This window comes from Sodaliphilus pleomorphus (assembly GCF_009676955.1).
Lineage (GTDB): Bacteria > Bacteroidota > Bacteroidia > Bacteroidales > Muribaculaceae > Sodaliphilus > Sodaliphilus pleomorphus.
Genome location: NZ_CP045696.1, coordinates 2,033,934 through 2,060,526 on the forward strand (window position 1 = coordinate 2,033,934; position 26,593 = coordinate 2,060,526).

Annotated in this window: 19 protein-coding genes, 1 tRNA gene and 1 pseudogene; 9 read left to right on the forward strand and 12 right to left on the reverse strand. The window is 57.9% G+C overall.

From position 1 onward, the window contains the following. Positions 1–70: 70 nt before the first annotated feature. From GF423_RS08125 to GF423_RS08135, 3 genes are all read right to left on the reverse strand, one after another. Complete coding sequence (locus GF423_RS08125; RefSeq protein WP_154327871.1) at positions 71–3,481, reverse strand: trifunctional glycoside hydrolase family 18/polysaccharide deacetylase/glycosyltransferase family 2 protein; 3,411 nt, start codon at positions 3,479–3,481, stop codon at positions 71–73. A 129-nt stretch (positions 3,482–3,610) separates the two neighbouring features. Next, the gene (locus GF423_RS08130; protein WP_154327872.1) at positions 3,611–5,827 is read right to left on the reverse strand and encodes a hypothetical protein; all 2,217 of its coding nucleotides are present in this window, start codon (positions 5,825–5,827) and stop codon (positions 3,611–3,613) included. Beyond that, positions 5,805–6,833 (reverse strand): hypothetical protein, encoded by a 1,029-nt coding sequence (locus tag GF423_RS08135; protein ID WP_154327873.1) that lies wholly within the window; start codon positions 6,831–6,833, stop codon positions 5,805–5,807. The genes GF423_RS08130 and GF423_RS08135 overlap by 23 nt, the downstream gene beginning before the upstream one ends. A 100-nt stretch (positions 6,834–6,933) precedes the next feature. Here GF423_RS08135 and menA point away from each other — a divergent pair, with 100 nt between their 5' ends. After that, positions 6,934–7,848: a 1,4-dihydroxy-2-naphthoate octaprenyltransferase gene (menA, locus tag GF423_RS08140; RefSeq protein ID WP_206113179.1), complete on the forward strand. Its 915-nt coding sequence runs from the start codon at positions 6,934–6,936 to the stop codon at positions 7,846–7,848. A 30-nt stretch (positions 7,849–7,878) separates the two neighbouring features. Here the strand turns inward: menA and GF423_RS08145 are convergent, their stop codons facing one another. After that, the gene (locus GF423_RS08145) at positions 7,879–8,376 is read right to left on the reverse strand and encodes an exonuclease domain-containing protein (protein WP_154327875.1); all 498 of its coding nucleotides are present in this window, start codon (positions 8,374–8,376) and stop codon (positions 7,879–7,881) included. 170 nt (positions 8,377–8,546) lie between these two features. Here GF423_RS08145 and GF423_RS08150 point away from each other — a divergent pair. Together GF423_RS08150 and GF423_RS08155 are read left to right on the forward strand one after the other, a co-directional pair. Further along, positions 8,547–10,361: pseudogene (locus GF423_RS08150) on the forward strand (aminotransferase class I/II-fold pyridoxal phosphate-dependent enzyme). A 4-nt stretch (positions 10,362–10,365) separates the two neighbouring features. Beyond that, positions 10,366–11,328 carry an ornithine cyclodeaminase gene (locus GF423_RS08155; protein WP_154327876.1) on the forward strand — a complete coding sequence of 321 codons (963 nt, stop codon included), beginning with the start codon at positions 10,366–10,368 and terminating at the stop codon, positions 11,326–11,328. A 19-nt stretch (positions 11,329–11,347) separates the two neighbouring features. Here the strand turns inward: GF423_RS08155 and GF423_RS08160 are convergent, their stop codons facing one another. Next, complete coding sequence (locus GF423_RS08160) at positions 11,348–12,130, reverse strand: LicD family protein (protein WP_206113181.1); 783 nt, start codon at positions 12,128–12,130, stop codon at positions 11,348–11,350. Positions 12,131–12,389: 259 nt separating this feature from the next. Then, entirely contained in the window at positions 12,390–13,181 is a 792-nt protein-coding gene (locus GF423_RS08165) for a LicD family protein (protein WP_154327878.1), read from the reverse strand. Between the two features lie 120 nt (positions 13,182–13,301). Between GF423_RS08165 and GF423_RS08170 the strand changes: the two genes are divergently transcribed. The 5 genes from GF423_RS08170 to GF423_RS08190 all read left to right on the forward strand — a co-directional run bounded on the left by GF423_RS08170 (position 13,302) and on the right by GF423_RS08190 (position 19,170). Beyond that, positions 13,302–14,750: a lipopolysaccharide biosynthesis protein gene (locus tag GF423_RS08170; RefSeq protein ID WP_154327879.1), complete on the forward strand. Its 1,449-nt coding sequence runs from the start codon at positions 13,302–13,304 to the stop codon at positions 14,748–14,750. Between the two features lie 158 nt (positions 14,751–14,908). Beyond that, positions 14,909–15,823 (forward strand): glycosyltransferase family 2 protein, encoded by a 915-nt coding sequence (locus GF423_RS08175; protein WP_206113183.1) that lies wholly within the window; start codon positions 14,909–14,911, stop codon positions 15,821–15,823. 83 nt (positions 15,824–15,906) lie between these two features. Next, positions 15,907–16,791 (forward strand): hypothetical protein, encoded by an 885-nt coding sequence (locus GF423_RS08180; protein ID WP_154327881.1) that lies wholly within the window; start codon positions 15,907–15,909, stop codon positions 16,789–16,791. After that, complete coding sequence (locus GF423_RS08185; RefSeq protein WP_154327882.1) at positions 16,788–19,031, forward strand: family 20 glycosylhydrolase; 2,244 nt, start codon at positions 16,788–16,790, stop codon at positions 19,029–19,031. The genes GF423_RS08180 and GF423_RS08185 overlap by 4 nt, the downstream gene beginning before the upstream one ends. Before the next feature lie 66 nt (positions 19,032–19,097). Beyond that, positions 19,098–19,170: transfer RNA gene (locus GF423_RS08190), tRNA-Lys, on the forward strand. 122 nt (positions 19,171–19,292) lie between these two features. Here the strand turns inward: GF423_RS08190 and GF423_RS08195 are convergent. Beyond that, positions 19,293–20,063, reverse strand: coding sequence for a metallophosphoesterase (locus tag GF423_RS08195; protein ID WP_154327883.1), 771 nt, complete (start codon positions 20,061–20,063; stop codon positions 19,293–19,295). Beyond that, positions 20,063–21,256: a pyridoxal phosphate-dependent aminotransferase gene (locus tag GF423_RS08200; RefSeq protein ID WP_154327884.1), complete on the reverse strand. Its 1,194-nt coding sequence runs from the start codon at positions 21,254–21,256 to the stop codon at positions 20,063–20,065. The genes GF423_RS08195 and GF423_RS08200 overlap by 1 nt, the downstream gene beginning before the upstream one ends. 327 nt (positions 21,257–21,583) lie before the next feature. Between GF423_RS08200 and GF423_RS08205 the strand changes: the two genes are divergently transcribed. Further along, on the forward strand, positions 21,584–22,408 hold the full coding sequence (locus GF423_RS08205; RefSeq protein ID WP_154327885.1) for a hypothetical protein: 825 nt from the start codon (positions 21,584–21,586) through the stop codon (positions 22,406–22,408). A 137-nt stretch (positions 22,409–22,545) separates the two neighbouring features. Here GF423_RS08205 and GF423_RS08210 read toward each other — a convergent pair whose 3' ends face one another. The 4 genes from GF423_RS08210 to GF423_RS14075 all read right to left on the reverse strand — a co-directional run bounded on the left by GF423_RS08210 (position 22,546) and on the right by GF423_RS14075 (position 26,542). Beyond that, positions 22,546–24,177: a RagB/SusD family nutrient uptake outer membrane protein gene (locus GF423_RS08210; protein WP_154327886.1), complete on the reverse strand. Its 1,632-nt coding sequence runs from the start codon at positions 24,175–24,177 to the stop codon at positions 22,546–22,548. Between the two features lie 283 nt (positions 24,178–24,460). Continuing rightward, positions 24,461–25,780: a hypothetical protein gene (locus tag GF423_RS08215; RefSeq protein WP_154327887.1), complete on the reverse strand. Its 1,320-nt coding sequence runs from the start codon at positions 25,778–25,780 to the stop codon at positions 24,461–24,463. Next, positions 25,777–26,259, reverse strand: a complete 483-nt coding sequence (locus tag GF423_RS08220) for a hypothetical protein (protein WP_154327888.1) — start codon at positions 26,257–26,259, stop codon at positions 25,777–25,779. Before GF423_RS08220 ends, GF423_RS08215 begins: the two co-directional genes overlap by 4 nt. Positions 26,260–26,311: 52 nt before the next feature. Continuing rightward, positions 26,312–26,542 (reverse strand): hypothetical protein, encoded by a 231-nt coding sequence (locus GF423_RS14075; RefSeq protein ID WP_154538141.1) that lies wholly within the window; start codon positions 26,540–26,542, stop codon positions 26,312–26,314. Between the last annotated feature and the right edge of the window lie 51 nt (positions 26,543–26,593).

Below are 26,593 nucleotides of genomic sequence, written 5' to 3' on the forward strand. Positions count from 1 at the left end.
GTCACCATCCCCAGTTAGGTGAAAAAATAGGAAACCAGTGTTTCTACAACTGCACGCGCGCGTGTGTGTGCTATATGTTTTTGACTGTGCCGGTGCGCTTGAGCACGCCCCACTGCTGCAGCTCGCCCTTGATGGCCTTGAGATAGCTGCCGAAGAGCACCACATACATGATCCAGCGGTAGCACAGCCGTTGCGGTATGATCCACAGCAGGCCCCACAGCCGCTCGTGCTCGTAGAGGTAGGCCATGATCGAGATGCTGGCATCGACCACGAGAAAGATGCAGTAGTAGAGCAGCACCTTGCCTATGTTGCCAGTGAAGAGGCCCAGTATCATGAGCAGGTCGGCAATGGGCGAGAAGGTGGGGATGATGAACTGGAACAGCAGCATGTTGGGCAGCGCCCACAGCCCCAGTCCCTTGTAACGGCGCTTGAACATTTCGCCGCGGTGCTTCCAGAAGGTCTGCATGATGCCGAAACACCAGCGTGTGCGTTGTTTCATAAACTGTCTCAACTTCTCGGGCGCCTCGGTCATGGCTATGGCGTGGTTCTCGTTGCCTATCACATAGCCGGCCTTGAGGATGCGCATGGTGAGGTCGCAGTCCTCGGCCAGCGTGTCGGTGGTGAGCCCGCCGGCATCGATGATGGCCTGGCGGCGGAAGGCGCCTATGGCGCCAGGCACCACGGTGATGGCATTGATGGCGGCATAGGCCTGCCGGTCGAAGTTCTGGCTCGTGGTGTACTCTATGGCCTGCCACTGGGTGAGCATGTTCACCTTGTTGCCCACTTTCACGTTGCCGGCCACGGCGCCCACGCGGCCTTGCTTGTCGGCAAAGAAGTGCCGCATGAGCAGGCTCACGGCATTGTGGTAGAGCTGCGTGTCGGCATCGATGCACACCACATACTGGGCCTGGGTGTGGGCGATGCCGTAGTTCAGGGCCGAGGCCTTGCCCCCGTTGGGCTTGGTGAGCAGCTGCATGCGCTCGTGCCCGGCGAAGGCTCGGGTCACTTCCTTGAAGGTGTCGTCGGTGCTGCCGTCGTCGACGAGGATGATGTCGTAGTTGGGATAGTCCTGCTTGAGCAGGTTGTGCAGGGTGTTGACCACGTTCACCTGCTCGTTGTAGGCCGGCACGATGATCGACACCAGCGGGGGCTGCGCCGGCAGTTGGGAGGGTAGGGCAAGGTTGCGCCTGTGCTCCTTGACCACGAGTGCGAGCATGAAGACCAGCCGCCCTATGCCCAGTACCAGGAAGATGATGAAGAGCGCGTTGATGAAGTCGCTCATGTAGTACACGGCGCTGGCCAGCGTGAGGTTGGCCTGCATGGCATAGTACTCCTTGCCCTTGTCGATTTCGGGCATGAGCACTTGCTTGCTTTGGTGCAGATACTGCGGAATGGTGATGAAGCGGTAGCCGCGGGCCTGCAGGGTGTCGATGATGCGGGGCAGGGCTTTGAGGGTCTCCTTGCGGGTGGTGCCGCCGGCATCGTGCAGCAAGATGATGTGGCCGTTGCCGTTTTCCACTCCTTTTATCACGCGGTGGTAGATTTGGTCGGCCGTCACGCCAGGTTCCCAGTCCTCGGGGTCGATGCTCTCGCCCACGTCGAGATAGTTCTCTTTGCGCGCCTCTACCAGCGGCAGCAGCTCGTCGCGGCCCGATGGGTCGCTGTCGGCATTGTAGGGGGCGCGGAAGAGTAGCGTGGAGTGCCCCGTTATGCTCTCGATGAGCAGGCGCGTGAGCCGCAGCTCCATAGCGGTGTGCCGCCGTGTGCACTGGGCAATGTTGGGGTGGTCGAAGGTGTGATTGCCTATCATGTTACCGCTGTTGTACACCTTGCGCACGATGGGCAGGTTCTTCTCGACGTTGATGCCCACCATGAAGAAGGCGGCGTGCAGGTGCCGCTTGTTGAGGATGTCGAGCACCTGGGGTGTCCATCGGGCGTCGGGGCCGTCGTCGAAGGTGAGCAGCAAGTCCTTGCTGCCGCAACTGCCAAACTTCTGCAGCTCGTAGGACGTGGGCAGGACGATGTAGTCTTCGGCAGCGATGAGAATGTCGGTGTTGTCCATGTCGATGTGGCAGCGGCCGTCGCGTGGCGTGCCTATGAGGTTGAGGATCTCGCCCTCGCCTATGTAGTTGGCCTGGTGGCTGCCGTGCAGGTGCTCGAGTGTGCCCACGGGCAGGCGTGCTGCCTGGCTCTTGACCAGGTTGCGGCTGTAGAACGTCCACAGGCGGTCGTCCTCGGTGCCCAGGCGCCACACGGCAAAGCCTGCCAGCCCGTAGTCGCACCCGAAGCGCATGGTGTTGAAGTTGGTTGCGGCGTCGTTGAAGTACACCTTGTGTTCCACTTGCCGGTCGTCGTAGTAGGCATAGCTCAACCCGTAGCTGTCTTGGTCGTAGACGATGTGGTCGCCGCTGTCGGCAGCCCGCGAGATGGCGTCGTGATAAGACAGGCTCTGGTTGTTGTCGCCCTGGGCTGTCCAGTCGTAGCCGTAGGCGGCCATGCAGAGCACGATTTTCTCGTTGGGTATCTTGCGTGCGATGTCGTCGACGCTTCGCTCGATGAAGTCTTGGCTCGAGATGTCGCCCGGTGCCGAGAGCGTGTTGTGCTCGTCGTAGGCCATGAGAAACAGATAGTCGGTGTACTTGGCCAGCTCGCGCACGTCATAGTCCTCGTTGTAGGCCATGATGTCCTGGGTGAGATAGAGGCCGTTGCTGTGCAGGGCGTCGCCCAGCTGGCTCACAAAGGCGGTGAGATGGCTGTTGTCGCTTTCGGCAAGCTCCTCAAGGTCGAGGTTGATGCCCACAAAGTTGTGCTTCTTGCACAGCGTCACGAGCTGATTGATGAGTGCCTGCGTGAGCTTGCGGCTGTGCAGCACGCGCGAGATGCCGCGGGCGTTGAACTCGCCGTTCCAGGCGTTGGTGAGCATGGGCATGACGGGTACGCCTGCCTTGCGCATGAGCGAGAGTCCCTTGCCGTCGATTCGGGTTTCGGCCTTGAGGGTCGACGGGTTGAGAAATATCCACTCGGGCAGCACAAGGTTCATCTTGGAGATGCCTTGCTTGAGCGAGGCATAGGACTGCGGGTCCCAGTTCACATAGAAGCCGGCACGCAGCCCGGCCGGCATGGCCTGCCACGAGTCGATGTTCTTGTACACGGCCGAGCCTTTTTGGCCGGCATAGCGGTTGTATTTCTTGATGTGCTGCCGCTTCCACTGCACATAGCCGTTGTGGGCCTTCTCGGTGTCGAAAAACTTGCGGTAGCCCTTGTACTGCTCCGAGAGCTGGTTCTTCTTCATGAGCGGCTTCTCGGCCAGCAGCGCGCTCTTGAAGCTGTCGTGGAAGGGGAATCCCGGAGCGCGGTCGAAGAAGAGCATTGTGATAAATGTGGCTGTGAGCACAACGATGAGCACCACCAGTGTGCCTATAGTGAGTTTAAACTTGTTCCAGCGCGACCTGGAGTCGGTCTGGAATACCTGCTTGTCCATAATTTCCCTCTTTTAGATTTTGACGCGCAAAATTACATAAAAAAGTATTGGGTGCTCTTGAAAGCACCCAACGTTTAACGATGTTTACACTTGAGCAAACTTTGTTTAATATTGCCCGTGTGGGCCCGTTCAGCCGCGGCGCCGGCGCCGCGGTGAGGTGCCGTTCTTCTTGTGCGGCTTGCCCGGCGTGTTCAACTGCCTGAACTGCTTGAGCACGTCGCAATGGGCCACGTAGGGCGACACCCGGGCGTGGTGCATGTTGTAGAAATTGCTCAGGTTGGCCATCTCGACATATCGGGGGCTGGCGCGGTTGAGCCGCTTGTGGGCCACGTAGCGCGAGTCGTAGTAGGTGTCAAACAGGTCGGCACCCTGGGGAATGAAGGCCAGGGCGTAGAGGCATTTCTCTTGCATTGCAAGCGAGCCCTCGCTCTTGGCGGCGCGCAGATGCGCGATCGATTGCTGTATCAGGTCGGCTTCGCCAGTGTAGCACATGGTGTCGTAGAAGCTCTGGCCATAGCGTGTCAAGTACCAGCAGTCGCCCTTGTAGCTGGCCTGGTAGAGCAGGGTGGCCAGCTCGTAGTGCAGCCGGGCCTGCTGCTCGGCGCCGCTGGCGGCCCTAAGCTGGCGCTCGAGTGCGACAACATTGTGGCAGAAGTCGAGTTTCTGGTTGTGGCTCACTACAGTGGGCGTGCTCCAGTCTTCATAGTCGTCCTCGCGGTCCACGACTTGGCGCTTGAACCATCGCTCCACGCGATAGTCGCGTCGGGCCATGTAGCGGCTTATGGCCTGCTTGGAGATGTAGCTCAGCGGCACCTGCTCGAGATAGGGCACGGCTTTAGCCCACTGGCCCTCGCGCATGTACTTGGTGCCTATCATGTCGGTCATTTTCGTCTTGTCGAGACTCGTGCCGTTGTACTCGAGCAGCCAGCGCTCCAGCTCGTCGCCGGGGCGGCTCTCAGTATAGGCCAGGTAGTCGATGGCCTGCTGGGCGGTGAGCGAGTCGAGAGCCTGGCTGTAGTCGCTGTGAAACTCCACATCGCCGTCGTCGGCATAGGGGTTGTAGGCGCACCTTTGCCACAGCGCGTTTTCAAACTTGTTGGGCAGCGCCAGCAGGCTCATGGCGGCGCCGGGGCGGCCCCACTGGCGGTATTTGGGCGCAAGGGCCGAGAAGGTGACTCGCTCGAGCACCTCGGCATAGTGGTTGTCGGCCGGTGTGCCTTCCTCGTTTTCGGCCTGGGCCATAAGCCACTGCAGCTCCTGCTTGACCCATGAACCGAACTGGGGCGAGTATTGCCTGGCGTTGCCCACGTGCACCAGCAGGCGGCAGGCGCGGGCGTTGTCGCACATGCGCTGTGTGCCCTGCATCGTCATGGCCTGGTCGAGCATCTGCTCGGCCTGGAGGCCGTTGCCTGTCATGTAGCTCAGCAATCCGGCAGCACTCTGCCACATGCAGGGCACCTTGCTCTGCTTGCTTTGCACCACCTTGACGGCAAAGTCGATAAACTGCCTGATCTCGTTGTTGTAGATGCTTGTGGCCTCGATATATTTCATGCTCTCGGGGTCGTTGTTGTGGTCTTTGGTCTCCTGGGCGTTGTTCACAAAGTCCTGCACCAGGTAGACCAAGGTGGGCGAGTTGGGGTCGGCGGCATACTCCTGCTTGATGCCGGCCAGGTTGCGCTGGTGACGCATGCACCACTTGATCGACTGCATGTCGCCCAGCTCGGCATAGATGCGGCAGGCCTCCTGCTTGCGGCCCTGGCGCAGCAGGCTGCCTGCATAGGTGTTGCGCATCATGTCTTTAAACACGCTCTTGGGCAGCTTACTGGCTGTCGACTCCCAGTAGCTGCCGACTTGGGCCCACTTGTCGAGTGCCACCAGGGTGCGCACATAGAGCAGGGCATATTGCGGCTTGAGCCGGGTTCCGCCGTAGGCCTGTGCTTGCTGGCCCACCTGCTCCATCGTGAGCCGGGCGCCCTTTATCTGCTCCTTGCTGGGGTAGTTCCAGCTGTCGTTGCTCAAGGCTCGGCAGCCCTGCAGGTATTGCTGCAGCAGCCTGGCGTAGCGCATCATCTCGGCGTCGTCGCTCAGTTTCTTCACGATGGGGTTGTCGCTGTGGGCCGCGTCGTCGAGGTCGGCGCTGGCCAGGGCGCTCACTTGGTATTCGCGCAGGCGCGTGCCGGTGTACTTCTCCCAGTATTGCTGCAGGCGCGTGTCGAAGGTGCGCCCCATCTGCATTCGGTTGAACAGGCTGAACATGTAGTAGTTGGGCCGCCCCAGGTTGATGCACGCCATTGTGCCGAGCACGGCTGTGACAATCAAGAGGCTAAGGGTGATAAATCTTTTCATAATCGTGCTGTTGGTAGTGGTTGATATTGCTGGATTCTAAATCATAAACGATCACTTGGTCGTTGATGCCCGGCCGCCGGCGCTCCAGCTCGTCGTGAATGGCGAGAATGACGGCCGCCGGCACCTGGCGCACAATCACGCTGTCGCCCACGTCGACGTGGGTGTCGTCGTCGGTGAGCGACGAGGGCATATCGCGGCTCGATATCACCACATAGCGCTGCGGCGCCACGCGACGGAACACGAGCGTGTCGCCCAGGTCGGCGTCGTAGAGCATGTTTTTGTAGGTGGTGCCGGCAAAGAGCAGATTGATGCTGAAAATGGGGTAGGCCGCGCACAGCGGCAGCTTGTAGGCGGCTATGTGGCGCAGGTAGGGCTCCACGTCGCGCGGGTCAAGTATCGGGTTGCGGTCGCCTGCCCGGGTGAGGTCGCCGGTGTTGTACATCATGAGCACGCCATAGTCGCAGGGCGGCGGTGTCATGGCGAGCTGGTGCAGCCTGATGGTGACCGAGAGCCGCATGCCCCTTGCCTGCAGCGCACGGTTCACCTGCCGCAGAAAGGCGAAGTACACCTGCTGGGTCGAGCGCGTCCAGTCGCAGTCGATCTGCAGCTCTTTCACGCCGGCGATATCGTTGGTCGCGTTCATCTGCACCACACGCTCCACGATGCGCCGCGCCAGCTGCGCGGTGTCCTGGCTCAAGCAGTCGTTCATGACAAACACGGTGGGCACTACCTCGATGCCGCGTGGCACGGCCTGGCCAAACCTGATGGTGGCGTTGGGCGCGGGCTGTCCTTGCTTGCCAGCCACCACGTCGAAGTAGCGCATGTAGATTTTTTCCACGTGGTTGCGGGTCAGAAACTCCCGCTCGGCCGTGTCGAGCCTGAACACCGTGCGCCAGTAGTACACCGCCCGGCGCGGTTCGGGCACGGCCTGACGCCTGTGGGTGCAGGCCGAGAGCATGAGTGCTGCCGTGATGCTGATGATGAGTGCTGCCAGATTCTTGTTCATCGTTGTGCTTGTGTAGCTGTAGTTGTGAGCCGATAGTCTCACAAATGTAGACAATTTTTTCAACAAAATGAGTAACTTTGCGCAAAATTTTGCAACGCTCATGAAACAATTCAAAATATGGCTCGAGGCCGTGCGCCTGCGCACGCTGCCGGTCTCGCTCAGCGGTGTGCTCATCGCCCTGGGACTGGCCAAGTGGAACCATGCTTTCAGGCTGGCGCCGGCCCTGTTGTGCCTTGCCTTTGCCTTGCTGGCCCAGGTGGTGTCGAACTTTGCCAACGAGTACTACGACTACAAGAGCGGTGCCGACAAGAAGGGTCGTGCCGGCTTCCGCCGCGGCGTGACCGAGGGCGACATCAAGCCTGCCGTCATGCGCCGCGTCATGTTCTCGCTCCTGGGTCTCACCTGCCTGGTGGGGCTGTGCATGCTGGCCTGGGTCGACCCTGGCTACAACTACAACAACTGGCTCATGCTCCTGGCTGTGGGCGTGCTGGTGGCCGTCTTCGCGCTGGCCTACAGTGCCGGTCCCTATCCCTTGAGCTATCATGCGCTGGGCGAGGTGGCGGTGTTCCTGTTTTACGGCCTGGTGCCGGTGATTTTTACCTACTATGTCGTGACGGGCACGTTTGGCCCCTTTGCCGTGATGGCAGGCATTGCCATAGGCTTCATGGGCGTGAATGTGCTGCTGGTCAACAACTACCGCGACGTCGACGACGACCGCGAAGCCGGCAAGCGCACCTCGGTGGTGGTGTTCGGCCGGCAGGCCGCCCGGCTGGCCTATCTGGCCAACGGCTTCCTGGCCCTGGGCGTGCTCGCCGTGCTGTGGCTGCGCATCTACTACACCATGCCTCTGTGGGCACTCCTGGCCCCGGTGGTCTACATCAACATGCACTTCTACACCTGGATGCGCCTGCGCCGCAGCGAGGGGGCACAACTCAACGGCCTGCTTGGCGCCACGGCGCGCAACATGCTCGTTTTCACCTTGTTGCTCATCATTCCCCTTGTGGTGCTGTCGTGAGGGGGCACACACAGGCAGGCAGCGGCCACATCACATGATTTTCATGGCGATGGCGGCACAGGCCTCGGCGTCGGCCAGGGCGTTGTGATGACGCTTGAGCTCGAAGCCGCACAGCTGGGCTATGGTGTCGAGGCTGTGGTTGGGCACAGTGCCACGTTTCCACTTGCGGCGCGCGGCGGCCAGCGTGCAGGCAAAGGGGTAGTCGGGGTAATCCATGCCATAGGTGCGGAACACTGCCTTGAGGCAGCGCTCGTCGAAGGCCTTGTTGTGGGCCACCAGCGTGAGCCCCGCGATGCGCGGTGCAATGCCGGCCCACACCTCGGGAAAGGCAGGCGCCTGGGCCGTGTCGCGCTTGGTGAGGCCGTGCACGCGCGTGTTGTACCAGCTGTAGTAGTCGGGCTCAGGGCATATCAGGCTGTAGCACTCGTCGACAATCACGCCGCCGCGCACCACCACCACGCCCACCGAGCACACACTCGACGGCTGCCCGTTGGCCGTCTCAAAGTCGATTGCTGCAAAGTCATCCATAACGCAAGCAAAATTAATTATTTTTTATCGCATTATCTTGGTTTTGGCGCTTGGTGTTGAAAAAATACCGTCAATCGCTCTGCTCATATTTGCGATTTTTGTATATTTGTCTAATGGAAAACGCCCCGTTGGACTAACGGGGACATACAACTGTTTCAAACATAAATCGCATGCAAGCAATCATTTTAGCAGCAGGTCAAGGCAAGCGCCTGGGCCAATACACCAAAGACAACACCAAGTGCATGGTCAAGGTGAATGGCGTGAGCCTCATCGACCGTGTCATCAAGCAGCTTGTGCATATACACGTCGACCGTCTTGTGCTCGTGGTGGGCTACAAGGCAAAGGAGCTCAAGGATTTTATCGGGCACCGCTACGACGGCATGATAAAGATAGAGTATATCGAGAATCCGCTATATGACAAGACCAACAATATCTATTCTCTCGCCCTGGCCAAGGATAGATTGTGTGAAGACGACACCTTGTTGCTCGAGTCAGACTTGATATTTGAAGACAGCCTGCTCAAGATGCTTGTCGACTCTCCCCAGCCCAACCTGGCATTGGTGGCAAAATATGAAACATGGATGGACGGCACGATGGTGTGTATCAACGATAAAAACGACATCGTTAACTTTGTGCCCAAGGCAGCCTTCCGCTATGAAGACATCGATATCTACTATAAGACGGTAAACATTTATAAGTTCGGCCGAGACTTCTCCCGACACGAGTATGTGCCTTTCTTGGAAGCCTATAGCAAGGTCATGGGCGACAACGAGTACTATGAGCAGGTGCTCAGGGTCATCACCCTGCTGCACTCCTCCAGCCTCAAGGCACTTCCCATAGGCGATCGCAAGTGGTATGAAATCGACGACGTGCAAGACCTGGATATTGCATCCACCATTTTCAGCAAGGGCGAGGTGAAGTATCACGAGTATCGCAAGCGCTATGGCGGATTTTGGCGTTTCCCCAAGCTGCTCGACTATTGCTACCTGGTGAATCCTTTCTTCCCCACCCAGCGCATGAAGGATGAGCTGCGCAGCAACTTCGACACGCTTCTCTCGGAGTATCCGTCGGGCATGTGGGTCAACTCGCTGCTGGCAGGCAAATACTTCGGGGTGAACCAAGACTACATCGTGGTGGGCAATGGGGCAGCCGAGCTCATAAAGGTTGTGATGGAATCGCACGCCAGTGCCAAGGTGGGCGTGGTGTTCCCTACATTTGACGAGTACCCCAACCGCCTCAGGCCCGAGCAAATTGTGCCCTATGTGACCCACAACAAAGACTTTGCCTACACTGCCGACGATCTCATGGCCTACTTCGACGACAAAGGTATCAAGCTCTTGTTGCTCATCAATCCCGACAATCCATCGGGCAATTTCATCGCCCAGCGCGATATTATGCGCTTGGCCCAGTGGTGTAAACAAAAGCATGTAAACCTGCTCGTGGATGAGAGCTTTGTTGACTTTGCCACTGGCCACGTGGACAACACCATGCTTCGCGACGAGATACTGGAGAGTTTCCCCAACATGATGGTGATGAAATCGATAAGCAAGTCCTACGGCGTGCCAGGACTGCGACTTGGTGTGCTTGCATCGAGCGACAAAGCCTTGATCGCAAAAATCAAAAAGGAAGTGCCTATTTGGAATATTAACTCCTTTGCCGAGTTCTACATGCAGATTTTTGGCAAGTATGAAAGCGACTACCGCCTTGCCTGCGACAAGTTCAGAGAGGAACGCGACCGCTTTTTCAACGAGCTCAAAACAATTCCCTACTTGAGGGTGATCCCCTCACAGGCCAATTTCTTCTTGTGCGAGGTCGTCGACAAGTACACCTCGGCCCAGCTCACGTAGCTGCTCATCGAGCACGATGTGCTCATAAGCGACTGCGCACGCAAGCGCAACATGGCCGGTCAAAACTTAATAAGACTGGCCGTGCGGGGCTCGGCCGACAATGACAAGCTCATAGGCATCTTGCAGTCGTTAGCTTAGCGATATGAAACACAATGTAGTTAAAGTAATCCAGCACGAGCTTATAGCGCAGGCTGGCATCACGCCCAAGCAGTGTATCGAGTGGGTGAGAGAGTCGTTCATGATGAAATATGAGGCCCAGTTGCCGGCCAAGATAAGCCTCAGGCCGCAAGGCGATGATTTTTTCAACACCATGCCTTGTATCTTGCCTAAACGGTACAATCGTTATGGCGTTAAGGTTGTGCACCGCATCAAGGGCCAGACACCGTTGCTGGGCAGCGACATCTTGCTTTACGACTCAAGCAACGGCCGCCTGCTCGCTCTGCTCAACGGTGACTGGATCACAACCATGCGCACCGGCGCTGTGGCCGCGCTGGCTATAAAAACGCTGAAAGCAAAAGGAGTGACCACCTATTCGTTTGTCGGCTTGGGCAACACCGCTCGGGCCACAGCCATGTGCCTGCTGGCCGACAATGCCGACTGTGAGGTGAAATTCAGGTTGCTGCGCTACAAAGACCAGGCCGAGGCCTTTGTTGATCGTTTCAAGACGGTGCCCAATGCCCACTTTGAGATTGTAGACGACATAAAGGAGCTTGTGGCTGGTGCACAGGTGATTGTGTCGTGCGTGACGTCGGCCAACGACTTGTTTTGCGACGACGATGCATTGTTCCGGCCAGGGGTCTTGCTCGTGCCCGTGCACACCCGTGGTTTTCAGAATTGCGATTTGTTTTTCGACAAGATATATGGCGACGACACAGCCCACCTGCATGGATTCAAATATTTCGCTCGTTTCAAGTATTTCAACGAGTTGAGCAGGGTGCTGCTCGGCACCGACAGCGGGCGCGACAACGACGACCAGCGCATCATTTCCTACAACATAGGGCTAAGCTTGCACGACATCGTCTTTGCCCACCACATCTATGAAGCGCTTGGGCAGCAAGCCCCATCGATGCAACAGGTGATTGAAGACAAAAAATTCTGGGTTTAGCCTCGCCTGGCAGCACGCATTACAGCCAGTAGGCCTCAAATCTGTGGGTTACTCGTTGCTCCACAGGAGGCAGCTTCATGTAGTCGCCATAGGTGTGGGTGAGATAGTCGTCATAGCCTGCCATTGTCATGAACTTGCGGCCCTCAAACTCGATCTCGACCTGACGCTCCACATCGGCGGCCGGGAAGCACCCCTTGATGGTCAATGGCCCTGCCTCGGTGAGGTTGCACACGGTGTGCGTGGGCGATGAAGTAGCAATGAGGCGATATATCATTTTCTCCAGGTGTGTCACCGTCACTGGCAGCATCTTGTAGCAGCAATAGCCCAGCTTGGATCTCAACGGGTTGGATTTTGCGATTTTGCAACGACGTATCTTGTAGAGCAGTTTCTTTTTGTCAAATATGTGCTGCTGCACAGCGGGATCGTCGTCGATGTAGTCGAGCGGGAAAATGTCGACATACACACCTATCGTGAACCCTTGTGTTTCTTCCTCAACAAGCCGTGTAGAGGTGTCGACAAGTTTGGCAAAAGTGTAGAAGTACTTTTTCATGCGGTCGGGGGCGTAGATGCGGTATCGACCGTCGTCATGATACTGTTGCAGAAACCGCTCGTAGCTCGCGCGCGGCATGTAGATGTCGAGGTCGTCGTCCCAAGGAATGTAACCCTTGTGCCTCACAGCTCCCAGCAGGGTGCCACTGGAGAGAAAATAGGTGATATCATGTGCTGTGCAAAACTTGTGTATCTCGCACAAAATGTTCAATTGAATACTGCGCAGCTCCTTGATGTCGGTAATCTTTTTCATGATGCTTGCGGGTATTTGCGATGAGCAACAATGTCTTGTGCCGGGCTTCTGGCGCCAAAACACGCTGTGATTCATCAGCATAGCCGTGCTTGTTGCTTGTTTGTAGTATTGCAAAACTACACTTTTCCATCGAAATGGGCAAGCCGAAACTACACTTTTCCATCAAAATCGCCCCCCGAAAACTACACTTTTCCATCAAAATCGGCCACCTAAAACTACACTTTTCCGTTTTACCCGTGGGCAAAAGCGAGAGGCGGCCCTAAGCATCGCGCCAGTAGGCGGCAAAGTGATGGTGCACGCGCTGCTCGACGGGCGGCAGCTGCATGTAGTCGCCGTAGAGGTGGTGCAGGTACTCGTCGTAGCCCGGCATGGTCTTGTAGCGTTTGCCCTCAAAGTCCACCTCCACGCGCTCGCCCTCGATGCAATGGGCCGGGAAGCACTCGCGCTCCAGGGCATTGGCCTCGGTCATGTTGCACACGGTGCCCGTGGGCTTGTGGCCGGTGAGCGTGTGCCCGATGAGGCTGTCGATGGCCCGCAGCGGCAGCGGGAAGTAGCGGTATAGCAGGTAGCGCCATCGCGAGGCCAGGAAGTTGGGCTGCATCTTGCACCGGCGCATGCGGTAGATAAATTTCTTGTACTTCCACACCACGTGGCGGCGCAGCCAGCGGCAGTCGGTCACATAGTCGAGCGGAAAGATGTCGACATACACGCCCAGCTCGTAGCCCGGCACCTCGTCTTCGACCACCAGCGTGCGCCGGTCGACCACCTTGGCATAGGTGTAGAGGTAGCGCGTGGCCCGTCCCGGTGCAAGCAGGGCATAGCGCGGGTCGGGATCGCGGTAGGCGGCCAGCAGGCGGTTGTAGCTCTCACGAGGCATGAAAAGGTCGATGTCGTCGTCCCAAGGGATGTAGCCCTTGTGGCGAATGGCGCCTATGAGCGACCCGCATGCCAGGAAGTAGACGATGCCGTGCTTGTCGCAATAGGTGGTGATGTGGTCGAGCACAGCCAGCTGGATGCTGCGCAACTCGGCGATGGTGGCGATTTCTTTCATACAAATCAGATTTTTTTTCAGTTCCCTGCTACAAAGATAGCACACAATTGCCGAAATGCAAGACGACGCGGGGCTAAAAACCTTTTTACTTTGCGAGAAATCATTAACTTTGCAATTGCGATGGCAGAGACACTGAAAGAGAAAACGGCCAAGGGCCTGTTTTGGGGCGTGCTCAACAATGGGACAATGCAGGTGCTGAACGTGGTGTTCGGCATCTTCCTGGCCCGTTTGCTCTCGCCTGGCGACTATGGGCTGGTGGGCATGCTGGCCATCTTCACTGCCATAGCCGGCAACATCCAGAGTGCGGGTTTCACCAACGGGCTCATCAACCTCAAGCACCCCACGGCTGGCGACTACAACGCGGTGTTCTGGTTCAACATCACGGCCAGCCTGGTCATGTATGCCCTGCTCTTTGCTGCGGCACCGCTCATTGCCGCCTACTATCGCCAGCCGGCGCTTGTGGGACTCTCGCGCTTCACTTTCCTGGCCTTTGTGATGGGGGCATTCGGCATCGCCCACAACGGCTACATGATGAAAAACATGATGAACAAGGAGGTGGCCGTGTGCAACCTGCTGGGCATTTTGGTGTCGGGCACGGCGGGCATCGTCATGGCGCTCAAGGGCTTGGCCTACTGGAGCCTGGCCTGGCAGCAGGTGCTCTATATCGCGGTGGTCAACGCTGGCCGCTACTACTACACCTTCAAGCTGTGGCACCCCAGCCTGCATGTCGACTTCACGCCCATCAAGCAGATGTTCTCCTTCAGCGTGAAGATACTCATCACCACCATCATCAACTCGCTGAGCAACAATGTGCTCACTTTCATCTTCGGGCGCATCTTCAGTCTGCGCACCGTGGGCAGCTTCTCGCAGGCCTACAAATGGGACACCATGGCCTATACCTTTGTGCAAGGCACTCTGGGCCAGATTGCACAGCCCGTGATGGTGGCTGTCGAGGGCGAGAAAGACCGCGAGCAGCGTGTGATGCGCAAGATGATGCGCTTCACCGCCATGCTCTCGATGCCCGTGATGCTGGGCCTGGCCACGGTGTCGCATGAGTTCATCATCATCGCTTTGGGGGCCAAGTGGGCCCAGAGTGCCGCCATCATGCAGATTTTGTGCCTGGGCGGGGCCTTTGTACCCTTCTACACGGTGTATCAAAATCTGGTCATCAGCCACGGCCGCAGCGACATCTACATGTGGTGCAATGTGGTGCAGCTTGCACTGCAGGTGGGCATCATCTTGAGCTGCTACCGGCTGGGCATCTTGTGGCTGTGTGCCATATACTCGGTCTTCAACATTGCCTGGCTGCTGGTGTGGCACTACTACGCGCGGCGGCTGAGCGGCGTGCGCTACCGCGATGTGCTGGCCGATGTGCTGCCGTTTTTCCTCATCACCGCGAGTGTCATGGCTGTGACCTATGTGGTGACCCTGCCTCTCTACCACCTGGCGCTGCTGCTGGCTGCCCGCGTGGTGCTGGGTGCCGGGCTCTACCTGGGCACACTCAAGGTGCTCAGGGTGAAAATCTTTGAGGAAGCTCTCGATTTCCTCACAAAGCGAATGAAGAAATGATACACAACAACGATATCCAACAATGACGACGACGATGAAACATCCTGCCCAGGTCGATGTGGCCGAGCTGTCGCCCATGTGTATTGCCCACAGGCCTGCCAGGCTGGAGACCACGCCGCGGTGCCTATACAAGTAAACATGCTTATATATCTGCTGCAATGGAAATATCAATCGTAATACCAGTTTACAACAAGGCTGCCTACCTGGAGCGCTGCCTGGCGAGCATATTCCGGCAAGACTACGACGACTACGAGATCGTGGCCGTCGACGACGGCAGCACCGACGGCAGCGCCGCCCTGTGCGACAGCCTGGCCGCCGGCAACCCGCACCTCAGGGTGGTGCACCAGCCCAATGCCGGTGTGACCGCTGCCCGCCGCCGCGGCGTGGAGACGGCCCGGGGGCGGTACATCGTCTTTGTCGATCCCGACGACGAGCTCCTGCCCGGCGCCCTTGCTGCACAGCACCAGGCCATCGAGCGCACCGGGGCCGATGAGGTGATAGCCCCCTACTGCACCCAGCACGGACGCCTGCGTGACTCGGGCTGGCGCGGCTGGGTCGACACCGATGTGCTCATCGCCGACTTGCTGAAGACACACAACAGCTTTGCCGTGCTGTGGAGCGTCATCTTCAAGCGGCAACTGCTCGAGGACTGCCTGGGGGCACCGCGTGTCATCGTCGAGCGTGAAGACATCTTGATGCAGTTCAAGTGTCTGATGAAGAAGCCCAAGGTGTACTTTGCCCACCGGCCGGCCTACTGCTACCACGAGGGCTTGCCCAACGACCGTGTCGAGGATCTGGCCATGGTCAAGGCCTACGACCAGGAGCTCAAGGCCACCCTGTCGCCGCAGTGGGAGCGATGGAAAAGCGCCTATGTGGGACACCAGATCAAGGTGTACGAGAAGTTTGTCGACAAGCGCCAGTTTCACGTGTTGCGCGACTACTACAAGCCCCTGCGCCGGCAGTTGAGCAGCGACATCCCGCTTCAGGACCGCATCGTCATCATGTTGCCACCGCTTGTGGCCTACCCGCTGGTGCACTGCTACAAGCAGTTGCGGCGGCTATTGCTGCGATGATCACAATTTTTGCCCCCACGCCGCGTTTTCAACGATAGAAGAAACACAACAACATCAATACAACAAGAAAAACGTATCATGCAATGAAGAAGCTGATGAAACTCATGGTTGCGCTTGTCATTGTGACGGCAAGTGCAACCGCCCTGCAGGCCGAGGTGGTCGACAACGCCTACTTCACCGTCACCACGCCCGACGACAGCTGGCTGGCCGGCAACGACGGCGGTGCCTTGCAGTCGATAGGGGCGCGGGCCATCCTGTATCGCAACGACGCGCAGCATCGCGTGATGGAGCTGGCACGCATCGATTGCATCGACGGCGCCTTTGAGCCGCGAGAGTACCTCAAGGAGCTCATTGTGAGCCGCCAGGACGCCTTCTCGCGCGGCGTGAAGCAATTTGGCGCGATAGCCGATACCACTTTTCTCGGCTACAAGGCCCAGTGTGTGCACTTCGAGAAATTCCAGAACCAGGGCACCTATGCCTGCACGGCCATTGCCTTCAATGCTGGCTTCACGACTTTTCTCATCTTGCAAGGCTACCGCGCCGACCAGGCCAACGTGGTGGGCTGGATACTGTCGAACGCATTGAAAATAAAGGTCAACGCTACGCCGCTGGCCACCGTGGCCCAGTATGTTGCCGCTGCCAGCGCCGTGCTGGCCAGGCACCGGCTGCCCATCTACAACAACGAGTATCTCGACCACGTGGGCCTGTCGAGCGACTCGACCACAGTCGAGATGGAGGTGGTGATACCCTACACGCGTGCCGATGCCATCGTGGTGCCCACCTTTGTACAGGCCATGCGCGACCACGTGATGAAGACCTTCAGGCAGCAAGCTGCGCTCAACTTGCTGTATGCCGCCATCGTGCGCGAGCGCAAGGCCCTGCGCTACACCTATGTCGACAACGACATGCACGACATAGGCACCCTGCTCATCACGCCGCCCGAATATGAAATACTGCTCAAGCCATGACCATGCGACTGCCTGCCCTGATCCTGGCCGCTGTGCTGTGCCTCGTCGTGCACGCGCATGAGGCTGCCACAATCGTGCCCACGCCCGTGCAACTCATCGAGGGCACTGGCACCTGCAAGCTCGACACCGTGACTGTCGACTGCCGCGACGCAGCCTTGCTGCCAGCGGCGCAGTACCTGGCTCAGAGCCTTGCCGGGCGAGCGACGGTGGCCGCCACAGGTGGCCGCGCCACGCCGGTAAAACTCGCTCTCGACACCACGCTCGAGGCCAGCCAGTACCGTCTCGACATCGCGCCAGGCCACATCGACATCACCGGCGGCGACTACAGCGGCGTGGCCTGCGGCATTGCCACACTGCGGCAGCTGCTGCCCGCAGCCTCGGGCAGCATCGAGGTGCCCTGCCTGCGTATCACCGACAAGCCGCGCTACGGCTGGCGTGGCCTGCTGCTCGACAGCTCGCGCCACTTTTGGAGCGTCGACGAGGTGAAGCGCCTGCTCGACCTCATGGCCTGCTACAAGCTCAACCGCCTGCACTGGCACCTGGTCGACGACGAGGGCTGGCGCATCGAGATCAAGCGCTATCCACAGCTCACCGGGCAGGGGGCTTTCCGACCTTTCGACAGTCACGACCTGGGCTGCGAGGAGCGTGCAGCCCGCGAGCACAATGCCGACTTGCGCGTCGACCGCGCCAAGATGAAGGTCGACGAGCACGGCGACTCGGTCTACGGCGGCTACTACACCCAGCGACAGCTGCGCGACGTGGTGGCCTATGCCCGCGAGCGCGGCATCGAGATCATGCCCGAGGTCGACTTTCCTGGCCACAGCCGCATGGCCACCACCGTGTTGCCCTGGCTCTCGTGCCAGGGCGAGCCGTCGAGCACGCTGTGTGTGGGCAGCGACGCGACGCTGCAATTCTGCAAGAACGTGTACGACGAGGTGATCGACATCTTTCCCTTTGCCTATGTGCACATGGGCGGCGACGAGGTCGACAAGCGCAACTGGCAGTCGTGCCCGCGGTGCCGGCAGCGCATGAGGCAGTGCGGCATCGCCAGCATCGAGGGTCTGCAAGGCTGGTTTGTGCGCCAGCTCGAAGCCTACTTCAACGCCAAGGACCGGCACCTCGTGGGCTGGGACGAGATTGCCGACGACGGGCTGGGCACTGGCAGCGTGGTGCAGTGGTGGCGCGGCTGGAACAAGGGTGTGGTCGAGCGCGCCACGGTCCAGGGCAAGCAAGTGATATGCTCGCCCACCACGTGCCTCTACTTCGACTACGGTCAGGACGACGGCACCATCGACGAGATACTGCGCTACGATCCCCGCTCGACCGCTGGCCTGAGTGCAGGACAGCAACAGCTCATACTGGGCATGCAGGGCAACACGTGGTGCGAGTGGATAGCCACCGAGGCCCGACTGCAATACCAGGTGATGCCGCGCATGATTGCCCTGGCCGAGCGCGTCTGGACCAGCGACACCTGCCGCGAGCGTGTGGTGGCCCGCTTCCACGAGAAATTGCCGGCACAGCTCGAGCGCCTCGACGCCTTGCACGTGCGCTACAAGCTGCCCGACATCACCGGCGTGAGCGAGCACACACTCTACAACGGCCACGGCGTGCTGTGGCCCGCGATTGCCTACGGCAAGGCCACCCTGCGCTACACCACCGATGGCACTGTGCCTACCTGCCAGTCGCCAGCCATCACCGGCCCCGTCGAGGTCACCCGCGACACGCACTTCACTATAGCTTCGTTCAGACCCGACGGCAGCCGCAGCGACATGGTTACCGCCACCTATGCCCAGGCCCGCTACATGCCAGCGCTCGACGTGTCCCCCAAGACCGACGGCCTGCTGGTAGAGTGGCACCGCAACACTGGCGGCGACCATTGCAGCGACATCGCCCGGGGCGCGCTCATCGCCCGGCTCGTGAGCCCGGCCGTGCAGCTGCCGCCAGCTATCGACCACGACTACAGCGTGATCTTCAAGGGTTACCTCTATGCCCCGGCCGACGGCATCTATGAGTTCGTCCTGGGCAGCGACGATGGCAGTCAGTGGCTCATCGACGGCACGTTGCTCATCGACAACGACGGCCCCCACAGCACTGTCGTGAGGCGTAACCAGGCTGCCTTGCGCCAGGGCTGGCATGCCACCGAGGTGCACTACTTCGACTACAACGACAACGGCGGCACGCTGCACGCCACTGTGAGGTGTGTCGACAACCCCGCCCTGCAGGTAACCTACAAGCACTAAGAAAAAATTAGGTAAAAAACTTGCGCAATTGCAAAAATAGCAATACCTTTGCATCGCTTTTACGGAGAATCGCTAGCTCAGCTGGTAGAGCACAACACTTTTAATGTTGGGGTCATGGGTTCGAGCCCCATGCGGTTCACAACTACACAAATTGGCGCAATGTATTGGTCTTCACAGTACATTGCGTTTTTCTTTTATGATTCCCTAAATATCTATTTCTTACCCCTTACCGGGGCTTGGCGGCGGTGGGTCGCCCCCGTGCTACACGTCGACAGTGGCTGCTCTGGTGTAGCCGGTCACCGGGCCGTGACTGCTGTAGGCCAGCTGGTTGCAGTGCATGGTAGTGCCGCCCACGCGTGTGCCCTCGCCGGCGTTGTAGTGGGTGTGCCCATATATCCAGTGGTCGATGTGGTGCTGCTCGATGTAGCGGGTCATGTCGACAACAAAGGCATCGCTCAGGCCGTTGGGCTTGTAGCGCGGGTCCTCGAGCAGCATGGGGCAGTGGTGGGTCACCACCACCTTGCAGCGGGCGGTAGAGCGGCGCAGTGCCTCGTCGAGCCAGCGGGTGCAGTGCTCGTGCAGCAGGCTGTAGTCGCCTGCCTCGAGCAGGCGGCCGCCGCAGTCGATGTGCCGGCAGTCGCTCATGCCCTCTTGCACCAGTGCGGCGTTTTGGGGTGCTATTCTGGTCCACATGGTGGTGAGCAGCACCTCGACATCGCCCAGCATCACGCTGCAGTTGTTGCAGTAGTGCACGTTGGGTCGCAGAGCCAGGTCGTAGTCGCCCTGGAGGGTCGACAGCACGTCGCAGCCGCCGTAGTACTCATGGTTGCCGGGCACGATGAGCGTGAGGCGGTAGTTGCGGCTGCACCAGTCGATAAAGGGAGGCACCTGGGCGCTCTCGCCGGCCGGCAGGTGCATGATGTCGCCTGCCAGCAGCAGCACCTCGCCCGCCACGGCGGGCATGTGGCCGGCGAACCACTGCGAGAGGGGGCGGTTCTCCAGGTGGAGGTCGCTGGCATATTGCAGCTTCATCACTGCAGGCGGCTCAAGGCAGTTGCAATTCTCGACACGGCACCCACGATATCCTTGTCGTCGGTGGCATAGCTCAGGCGCAGGTGGCCCGGGCAGGCAAAGGCATCGCCACTCACAGTGGCCACGTGGGCCTCGTTGAGCAGGTAAAGGGCCAGGTCGGTGGCGTCGTTGATCACAGTATCTCCGCATTTCTTGCCCAGGAAGGCTTTCACGCTGGGAAACACGTAGAAGGCACCGTCGGGCACATTCACCTCGATGCCTGGAATGCCGCGCAGCAGACTCACAATGAGGTTGCGGCGGCGCTCAAAGGCTGCACGCATGGTCTCGACACACTCTTGCGAGCCCCTGTAGGCCGCCTCGGCAGCCTTTTGGGCTATCGACGAGGCGCCGCTGGTGTACTGGCCCTGGAGCTTGGTCACAGCCTTGGCCAGCCACAACGGGGCGGCCACATAGCCTATGCGCCAGCCCGTCATGGCATAGGCCTTCGACACGCCGTTGACGATGGCTACCCGGCCGGCCACCTGGGGAAATTGGGCAATCGACTCGTGGCCGCCCACATAGTTGATGTGCTCATATATCTCGTCGGCAAGCACCAGCACCTGGGGGTGAGCTCCCAGCACCTGGGCCAGCGCCTGCAATTCGCCCTTGCTGTAGACGGCGCCTGTGGGGTTGGAGGGCGAGCACAGTATGAGCAGCTTGGTCTTGGGCGTGATGGCGGCCTCGAGCTGCCGGGGCGTCATCTTGAAGCCTTGCTCCATCGAGCAGGGTACCTCTACGCAGGTGCCGCCGGCCAGTATCACCATCTGCATGTAGCTCACCCAGGCCGGCGTGGGTATCACCACCTCGTCGCCAGGGTTGATCATGCTCATCACCACATTGCACAACTCGTGCTTGGCACCGTTGCCCACCACGATTTGCTCGGGGGCGTAGTGCACGCCGTTTTCGTGTTGCAACTTGTCGCTTATGGCCTGGCGCAGCGACAGGTAGCCGCCCACGGGCGTGTAAAACGAGAAGTTGTTGTCGATAGCGCTTTTGGCGGCTTCCTTGATGTGCTTGGGAGTGGGAAAATCGGGCTCGCCTACCGAGAGGTTGATCACGTCGATGCCTTGTGCCTTGAGTTGACTGCTCTTCTGCGACATGGCCAGGGTGGCCGATGGTTGAAGAGCCATAATGCGGTCGGAGATTTGATTCATTTTCTGTGTTGCTGTGTGTCAGTTTAAATTTCGGGGCAAAATTACGTAAAAACCGCCATGTGTCAAAAATGTATTGCATTTTTTAGACTATTTTTTGCGATTGGCGTCATTTTGCCGCAATTTTGTTTCATATTGTAGAACGATGTCATATTTATGTGTTGCTTGGTTGCAGGTTGACTGCCGCCTTGGCCTGGCGAGCATTGGGAGGGAAAATTCGCCCGCTGGTGGGCACAAAAATCATTAATAGTCGATTGAATGTTAGAATATTTTAAACTTTTGGCCTAAATTTGCATCAATAAGGAAAAAGGACACTAAATTTTTACAACAATGAGACGCAATCTTTACATCATATCGGCCCTGGTGGCAATAGCCCTGAGTGCGGCATCGTGCAGTTTTCTCGTGAGCGATCCGGGATATGACGAAGTGGTGACCTATGGCAGCCCCTACTACTATGGCGGCGACACCTACTATGTGTACAACAACTACTACTACATGCCCTACTACGACGGCGGGCACTACCGCGTGCGCCGTGTCGACGCCCCGCCCCGTAGCGGCTACTATGGCCACAACGATCGCTATGGCAACGACGTGTACAGCAACCGCCCCTCTCGCCCCAGTGGCGACTATCGCAACAGCAACAACGGCCACTTGAATGGCCGCCGCCCGGGCATGGGAGGCGTGCAGGGATCGGTTACGCGCCCCGACAATGAGCGTCCCGGCGTGGACCGCCCCGACAGTCGCCGTCCGGGCATCTCGCACCCCGACGTGAGCCGCTCGGCCACCAGTATGCCCTCCAGCGTGAATAGCAGCGAGCGCAGCTATACCTCGATGCCTGCCACGACGAGCCGGCCGTCGACGACGGGCTCGGGCAGCAATGCCGGCGGCGGTCGCCGCCCTGGCTATGCAACAGGCAGCAGCACCGCGCCCAGAACCACCACTGCTCCCAGCAGCACCGTCACCCGGCCTGCAAGCGTGAACCGCTCGAGCGTGACCAGCCCCAGCGTGAACCGCTCAAGCTCGGTCACCACAGCCCCCACGCGCAGCTACACGCCGGCACCGGCCCAGTCGAGCCACTCGAGCTACAGCACGGGCAGTAGCAGCCACTCGGGCACCAACTCGGGCACCAACGTGAGCGGCGGCCGCCGTCGTTGACGACGCCCCCCCCCTCGTCATGACTCCCGCACACAAGAGAGCGGGCTGTGCACACTACACGCGGTGGCACAGCCCGCCCTTGCTTTGCTCGCAGGCTTGTGTGTCGTGGCTCATGGCCTGCTGCTTCACAACTGTAATTAGTATCCTGGATTCTGCTTGCAGCCCGTGATGGCCAGGAAGTCGCCGGGCAGGGGGAAGCACGTGCTCCACCCGTTGGCCTCGTCGGGCAGCGGCGTGTGGTGGGTATAGGCGCGGGCAAACTCGCCGAAGCGTATCAGGTCGTTGCGACGCCACCCCTCCCACGAGAGCTCGAGCATGCGCTCGTCGAGCAGCGTGGCCAGTGTGGCGTGGCGCGGAGACTCGCCCACACGGCGGCGCACCATGGCCAGGTACTCGTCGCCGTTCTCGCCGTTGCGCACCATGGCTTCGGCGCGCATGAGCAGCACGTCGGCATAGCGGAAGAGCACAATGTCGTTGTCGCTCTGGTTGCCGTCTTTGGTGCCCGTGGGGTCTACTTCATATTTCTTCATGCGGGCCCCGGCTGTTTTTTCGTGTGGGTCGCCCGAGAGGTCGAGCTTCACGGCCATGGGGTAGTACTTGAGCGGCGTGCCGTCGTCGAGGGTCACCAAGCGCCCGTTCAGGTCGCGCACCTGGTCGCAATAGTAGCTCATGGCCAGGCGTGCGTCGGCCGTGTCGGTGCCGTACCCGAAGGTCTTCATCGCCTCGACGGTGGCGCTCGAGCCGTTCTCGCCGTTTAAGCCAAGGGCTGCGGCGTGGTTGTAGTGGCGTGAGCGGAACAAGTACTTGAATTGGTTCTGGTACAGGTATTTGTCCATGGGAATGACAAAGATGTTTTCGCGCGACTTCTCGTTGTGTACGGCAAAGTTTGCCGTGTAGTCGTCTTCGAGCCGGTAGCCCATGCCGGCTATCAGGTCGCAGTAGTGCTCGGTGGCCTGCCAGGCGTTGAGCTGGCGGCCGTCGATGTTGAAGTAGATGTTGCTGCCGCTGGGCCTCACGCCGTCGGTCCAGTCGTCGTCGCTGTACACCTCGGCATTGAGCATGAGCTTGGCGAGCAGGAAGTAGCAGGTGGCGGCGTTGATGCGGCCATAGTACTTGCCCTGCCAGTTGCTGCGCTCGCCGGTGAGGTGCGCGGCGCAGTCTTGCAGCTCGCCCACGATGTGCTTGTACACCGTCGAGCGCTCTTGCAGCTGCATCTGGGCCACGGTGGGATGGCTCGTGCTGTAGAGCGGCAGACGGCCGTAGAGGTCGATGGCATAGAAGTAGAACATTGCACGCAAGGCCCGTGCCTCGTAGCGCCAGTAGGCGGTGTTGTCGCTCTGACCGTGCGCCTTGGCATAGGCGTCGATGTGCTCCAGGGCGCTGTTGCACATGATGATCGACTTGAACAGGTACTTCCACGTGTCGCCTATGCAGTCGGTGCCGGTGCCCCAGCTGTGGCGAAACAGGTTCTGCCACAGCCCGCCGTCGTACCAGTCGGCTCCGCGCGTGGGCAGTATGGCCTCGTCGGTGGTAAACTCGTTCAGGTCATACACGCCGCGTGCCGTGCCCTGCAGGCCCTCGCTGTCGTTGTGGCCGCCCACGTTGTTGTAGAGCGCCGCCACAGCGTTGAGATAGAGCTCGGTCTCGTTTTTATAGGCTTCGTCCTCCTTGATTTGACTGCTGGGGTCTTCCTTCAGGAAGTCGTTGCACGAGGTGAGACACGCCGTCGCGGCAACTGCCAGCATGAGGTTGATGATGTATCTTTTCATTAGTCAATGTGTTTTTTTTCCTTTTTTAAGGTAAACCTTGGCCACTCCCAAAGTTACAATTAAATTTTTATTAACTCAAAACAACTCAGCCAGTTTTAATCGCAACAAGCGATTTAATTTTAGGCTTTGGTTTGTGACAAATGTTTTGTTGTTTTTCTCGGCCGACAAGGCCTGCCATTGTTTGCTGCTGCTGTGATGGGTGTGATGCCCACTGAACCATGTCACAATCTACACTGCCGTCGACCTACAGCCGCACGTTTTATCACTACACATAGAGATTCCTTCAAAGGTTTAAGTTGCGCATGGCTACGTGCCGATAGATGGCTGCCGCGATCCATAGGCCAAGTATTAAAGCCAGTATCAAGTGTTTATATTCTATGAAATACATCATCATGAAACTGATGCAGTTGTCGCTTGATTGCATGTAACTGAGCGCTTTGCTGCCGTTGAACATTTCATTTTCAAATTCACGCAGCGCTTTGCATATCTCAAAAGCGGTAAAGTGTCTTGCGTCGCGCCATTGCACTATTCTGTCACTATTTTTGGCATTGCCCACGCGTTGCATTGTCACCAGCGCCTCACCATCTATGTTGCTCCCGCGAGGATAGTACCTGAAGCTTATCAATTTCTTGCAGTTTCTTAGATAGTATTTGGCCGAATAGCAATGATAATTGCCGTAATAGGTCTCTGGCTTGAATATTTCATCATGCGGCACTGCCTTCCTGAATTGCGAGTTGTGCAGGTAGCACTGTTCAACCTTCGACTTGATGGCTGTGTCGCTGTCGGGCGAGGAGACCACATAGTGTATTTCATAACCGCCCATCTTTGAGAGCACAAATAGAATTATCCATGCTAAAAACATGAGAGGAAACAAATTTGGATTATTGTTAAGAAACTTCAATATCCCGTTTTCCCATAGGCTTGTTGCCTTATTTGTTGCATGCGTGTCAACCTCGTTTTGTGTGGCGGCACGTCGACACCTGCATCTACAAAGAATAGCAATTGCTGTCCATAGTCCTAAAATGAGTCCAAGCAGAACCATCCTGTATTCTAAGAAGAAAATTATGACCAGAACATAAAGATTAGCCTTGTCTTCGACATAACTGATTTGGCTGTATTCACCGCCTAACATTTCCTTTTTAAATTCATTCGCCGCTTGGTATACATCTGTTGGTCTGAAATCTTGTGGCTCGTTCCAAGCAACAATTTTGTCGACATGCAACGAGTCTTTTATGCTTGTCAGCAAGAGAAATGGTTTTCGGGGAGTGTGCCCAGTTGTTGCTGGATAATACTTGAAATCTATATTTTTCTTGCATGTTTTGAGATAATAACTTCCTGAGAAATAGTCAGGTTCTTTGGAATTGCCGTAATGCGCGACTGGCTTGAATATTTCATCGTGTGGCACTGCCTTTCTGAATTGCAAGTTGCGCAGGTAGCACTGTTCAACCTTCGACTTGATGGCTGTGTCGCAATTGGGCGATGTTATGTTGTAAGTCAGGTCACCACCTCCAGCCTTCGACAAGAAATATAGCATCAGCCATAGCCAAAAGCAAAGGCAGAATAGCCTTCTAACTCGGTTTAAGACAGGTTGACGTCCTTTCATTTTGTTACATTTTGAATGTATTTGAGTGTCCCCACGTTACTAAACAATGCATAGACTGCCATTGCCCATCTCACCTTGGAGGAAAACACGTTGAAATTGTTTTGCTTCATTACGAGGAACGCATTTGCAGATAGTAAAATGTCGGCTTTTTCTGTTTCTGGCTGCAAAATGACTCCCATGGGACCATGTGCACCAACCTTGCCAGTGAACTTGCATGGCTGCACGCCGGCGGCTATGGCACTGGGGCCGTGCAGCATGCCGTAGGGGTAGTAGCTGTTCACCTCCTCCAGGGTGCCGTCGTCGGCCACCACGGCGCGCACGTTGCCCTGGTAGTCCTTCACATAGTAGCGGTAGCCCGTCGAGTCCCTGTAGCCCGCGTCGTTGACCAGGTGCTCCACCCGCAGCTTGCGCCCGTCGGCGTTAACGCAAATGCTTTTGTGTCTGTCTTTTAGTTGCACAAACTGTGATGGTCCGGGCATGTCACTTTTACAAATAAAGTTGAATTGTGTTGTTATTCTCACGTTTCTGTAGTTAATGAGCATTCCAATTATAATATTTGTCAATTAATTTAAGCACAGCTTCATTTGGTATCAATCCGTCATCTTTATCATGTTGTTCTTTAACCCATTCTAAAAATTTGCGATATATTTCTGGGCGCATTCTCTCTTGTGGAAGGAACTTTACCCCCACCTTTTTTAACACGATGCCATCAGGCAGAGTGGCCTGTGGGTGGACTGAAAATTCAAAATCCCTTATTCTCAAATTCCGGCAATTAGTGTTGACAAATATTGTATCTGAATTCTGTAAAAAAGG

What these genes read in the sequence shown, in the direction of transcription:
- GF423_RS08200 (WP_154327884.1), bottom strand. Translation starts at nt 21,256, where the DNA reads ATGAATCAAATCTCCGACCGCATTATGGCTCTTCAACCATCGGCCACC.
- GF423_RS08220 (WP_154327888.1), bottom strand. Translation starts at nt 26,259, where the DNA reads ATGCCCGGACCATCACAGTTTGTGCAACTAAAAGACAGACACAAAAGC.
- GF423_RS08125 (WP_154327871.1), bottom strand. Translation starts at nt 3,481, where the DNA reads ATGGACAAGCAGGTATTCCAGACCGACTCCAGGTCGCGCTGGAACAAG.
- GF423_RS08210 (WP_154327886.1), bottom strand. Translation starts at nt 24,177, where the DNA reads ATGAAAAGATACATCATCAACCTCATGCTGGCAGTTGCCGCGACGGCG.
- GF423_RS08175 (WP_206113183.1), top strand. Translation starts at nt 14,909, where the DNA reads ATGGAAATATCAATCGTAATACCAGTTTACAACAAGGCTGCCTACCTG.
- GF423_RS08170 (WP_154327879.1), top strand. Translation starts at nt 13,302, where the DNA reads ATGGCAGAGACACTGAAAGAGAAAACGGCCAAGGGCCTGTTTTGGGGC.
- GF423_RS08135 (WP_154327873.1), bottom strand. Translation starts at nt 6,833, where the DNA reads ATGAACAAGAATCTGGCAGCACTCATCATCAGCATCACGGCAGCACTC.
- menA (WP_206113179.1), top strand. Translation starts at nt 6,934, where the DNA reads ATGAAACAATTCAAAATATGGCTCGAGGCCGTGCGCCTGCGCACGCTG.
- GF423_RS08165 (WP_154327878.1), bottom strand. Translation starts at nt 13,181, where the DNA reads ATGAAAGAAATCGCCACCATCGCCGAGTTGCGCAGCATCCAGCTGGCT.
- GF423_RS08205 (WP_154327885.1), top strand. Translation starts at nt 21,584, where the DNA reads ATGAGACGCAATCTTTACATCATATCGGCCCTGGTGGCAATAGCCCTG.
- GF423_RS08195 (WP_154327883.1), bottom strand. Translation starts at nt 20,063, where the DNA reads ATGAAGCTGCAATATGCCAGCGACCTCCACCTGGAGAACCGCCCCCTC.
- GF423_RS08160 (WP_206113181.1), bottom strand. Translation starts at nt 12,130, where the DNA reads ATGAAAAAGATTACCGACATCAAGGAGCTGCGCAGTATTCAATTGAAC.
- GF423_RS08180 (WP_154327881.1), top strand. Translation starts at nt 15,907, where the DNA reads ATGAAGAAGCTGATGAAACTCATGGTTGCGCTTGTCATTGTGACGGCA.
- GF423_RS08215 (WP_154327887.1), bottom strand. Translation starts at nt 25,780, where the DNA reads ATGAAAGGACGTCAACCTGTCTTAAACCGAGTTAGAAGGCTATTCTGC.
- GF423_RS08185 (WP_154327882.1), top strand. Translation starts at nt 16,788, where the DNA reads ATGACCATGCGACTGCCTGCCCTGATCCTGGCCGCTGTGCTGTGCCTC.
- GF423_RS08145 (WP_154327875.1), bottom strand. Translation starts at nt 8,376, where the DNA reads ATGGATGACTTTGCAGCAATCGACTTTGAGACGGCCAACGGGCAGCCG.
- GF423_RS08155 (WP_154327876.1), top strand. Translation starts at nt 10,366, where the DNA reads ATGAAACACAATGTAGTTAAAGTAATCCAGCACGAGCTTATAGCGCAG.
- GF423_RS08130 (WP_154327872.1), bottom strand. Translation starts at nt 5,827, where the DNA reads ATGAAAAGATTTATCACCCTTAGCCTCTTGATTGTCACAGCCGTGCTC.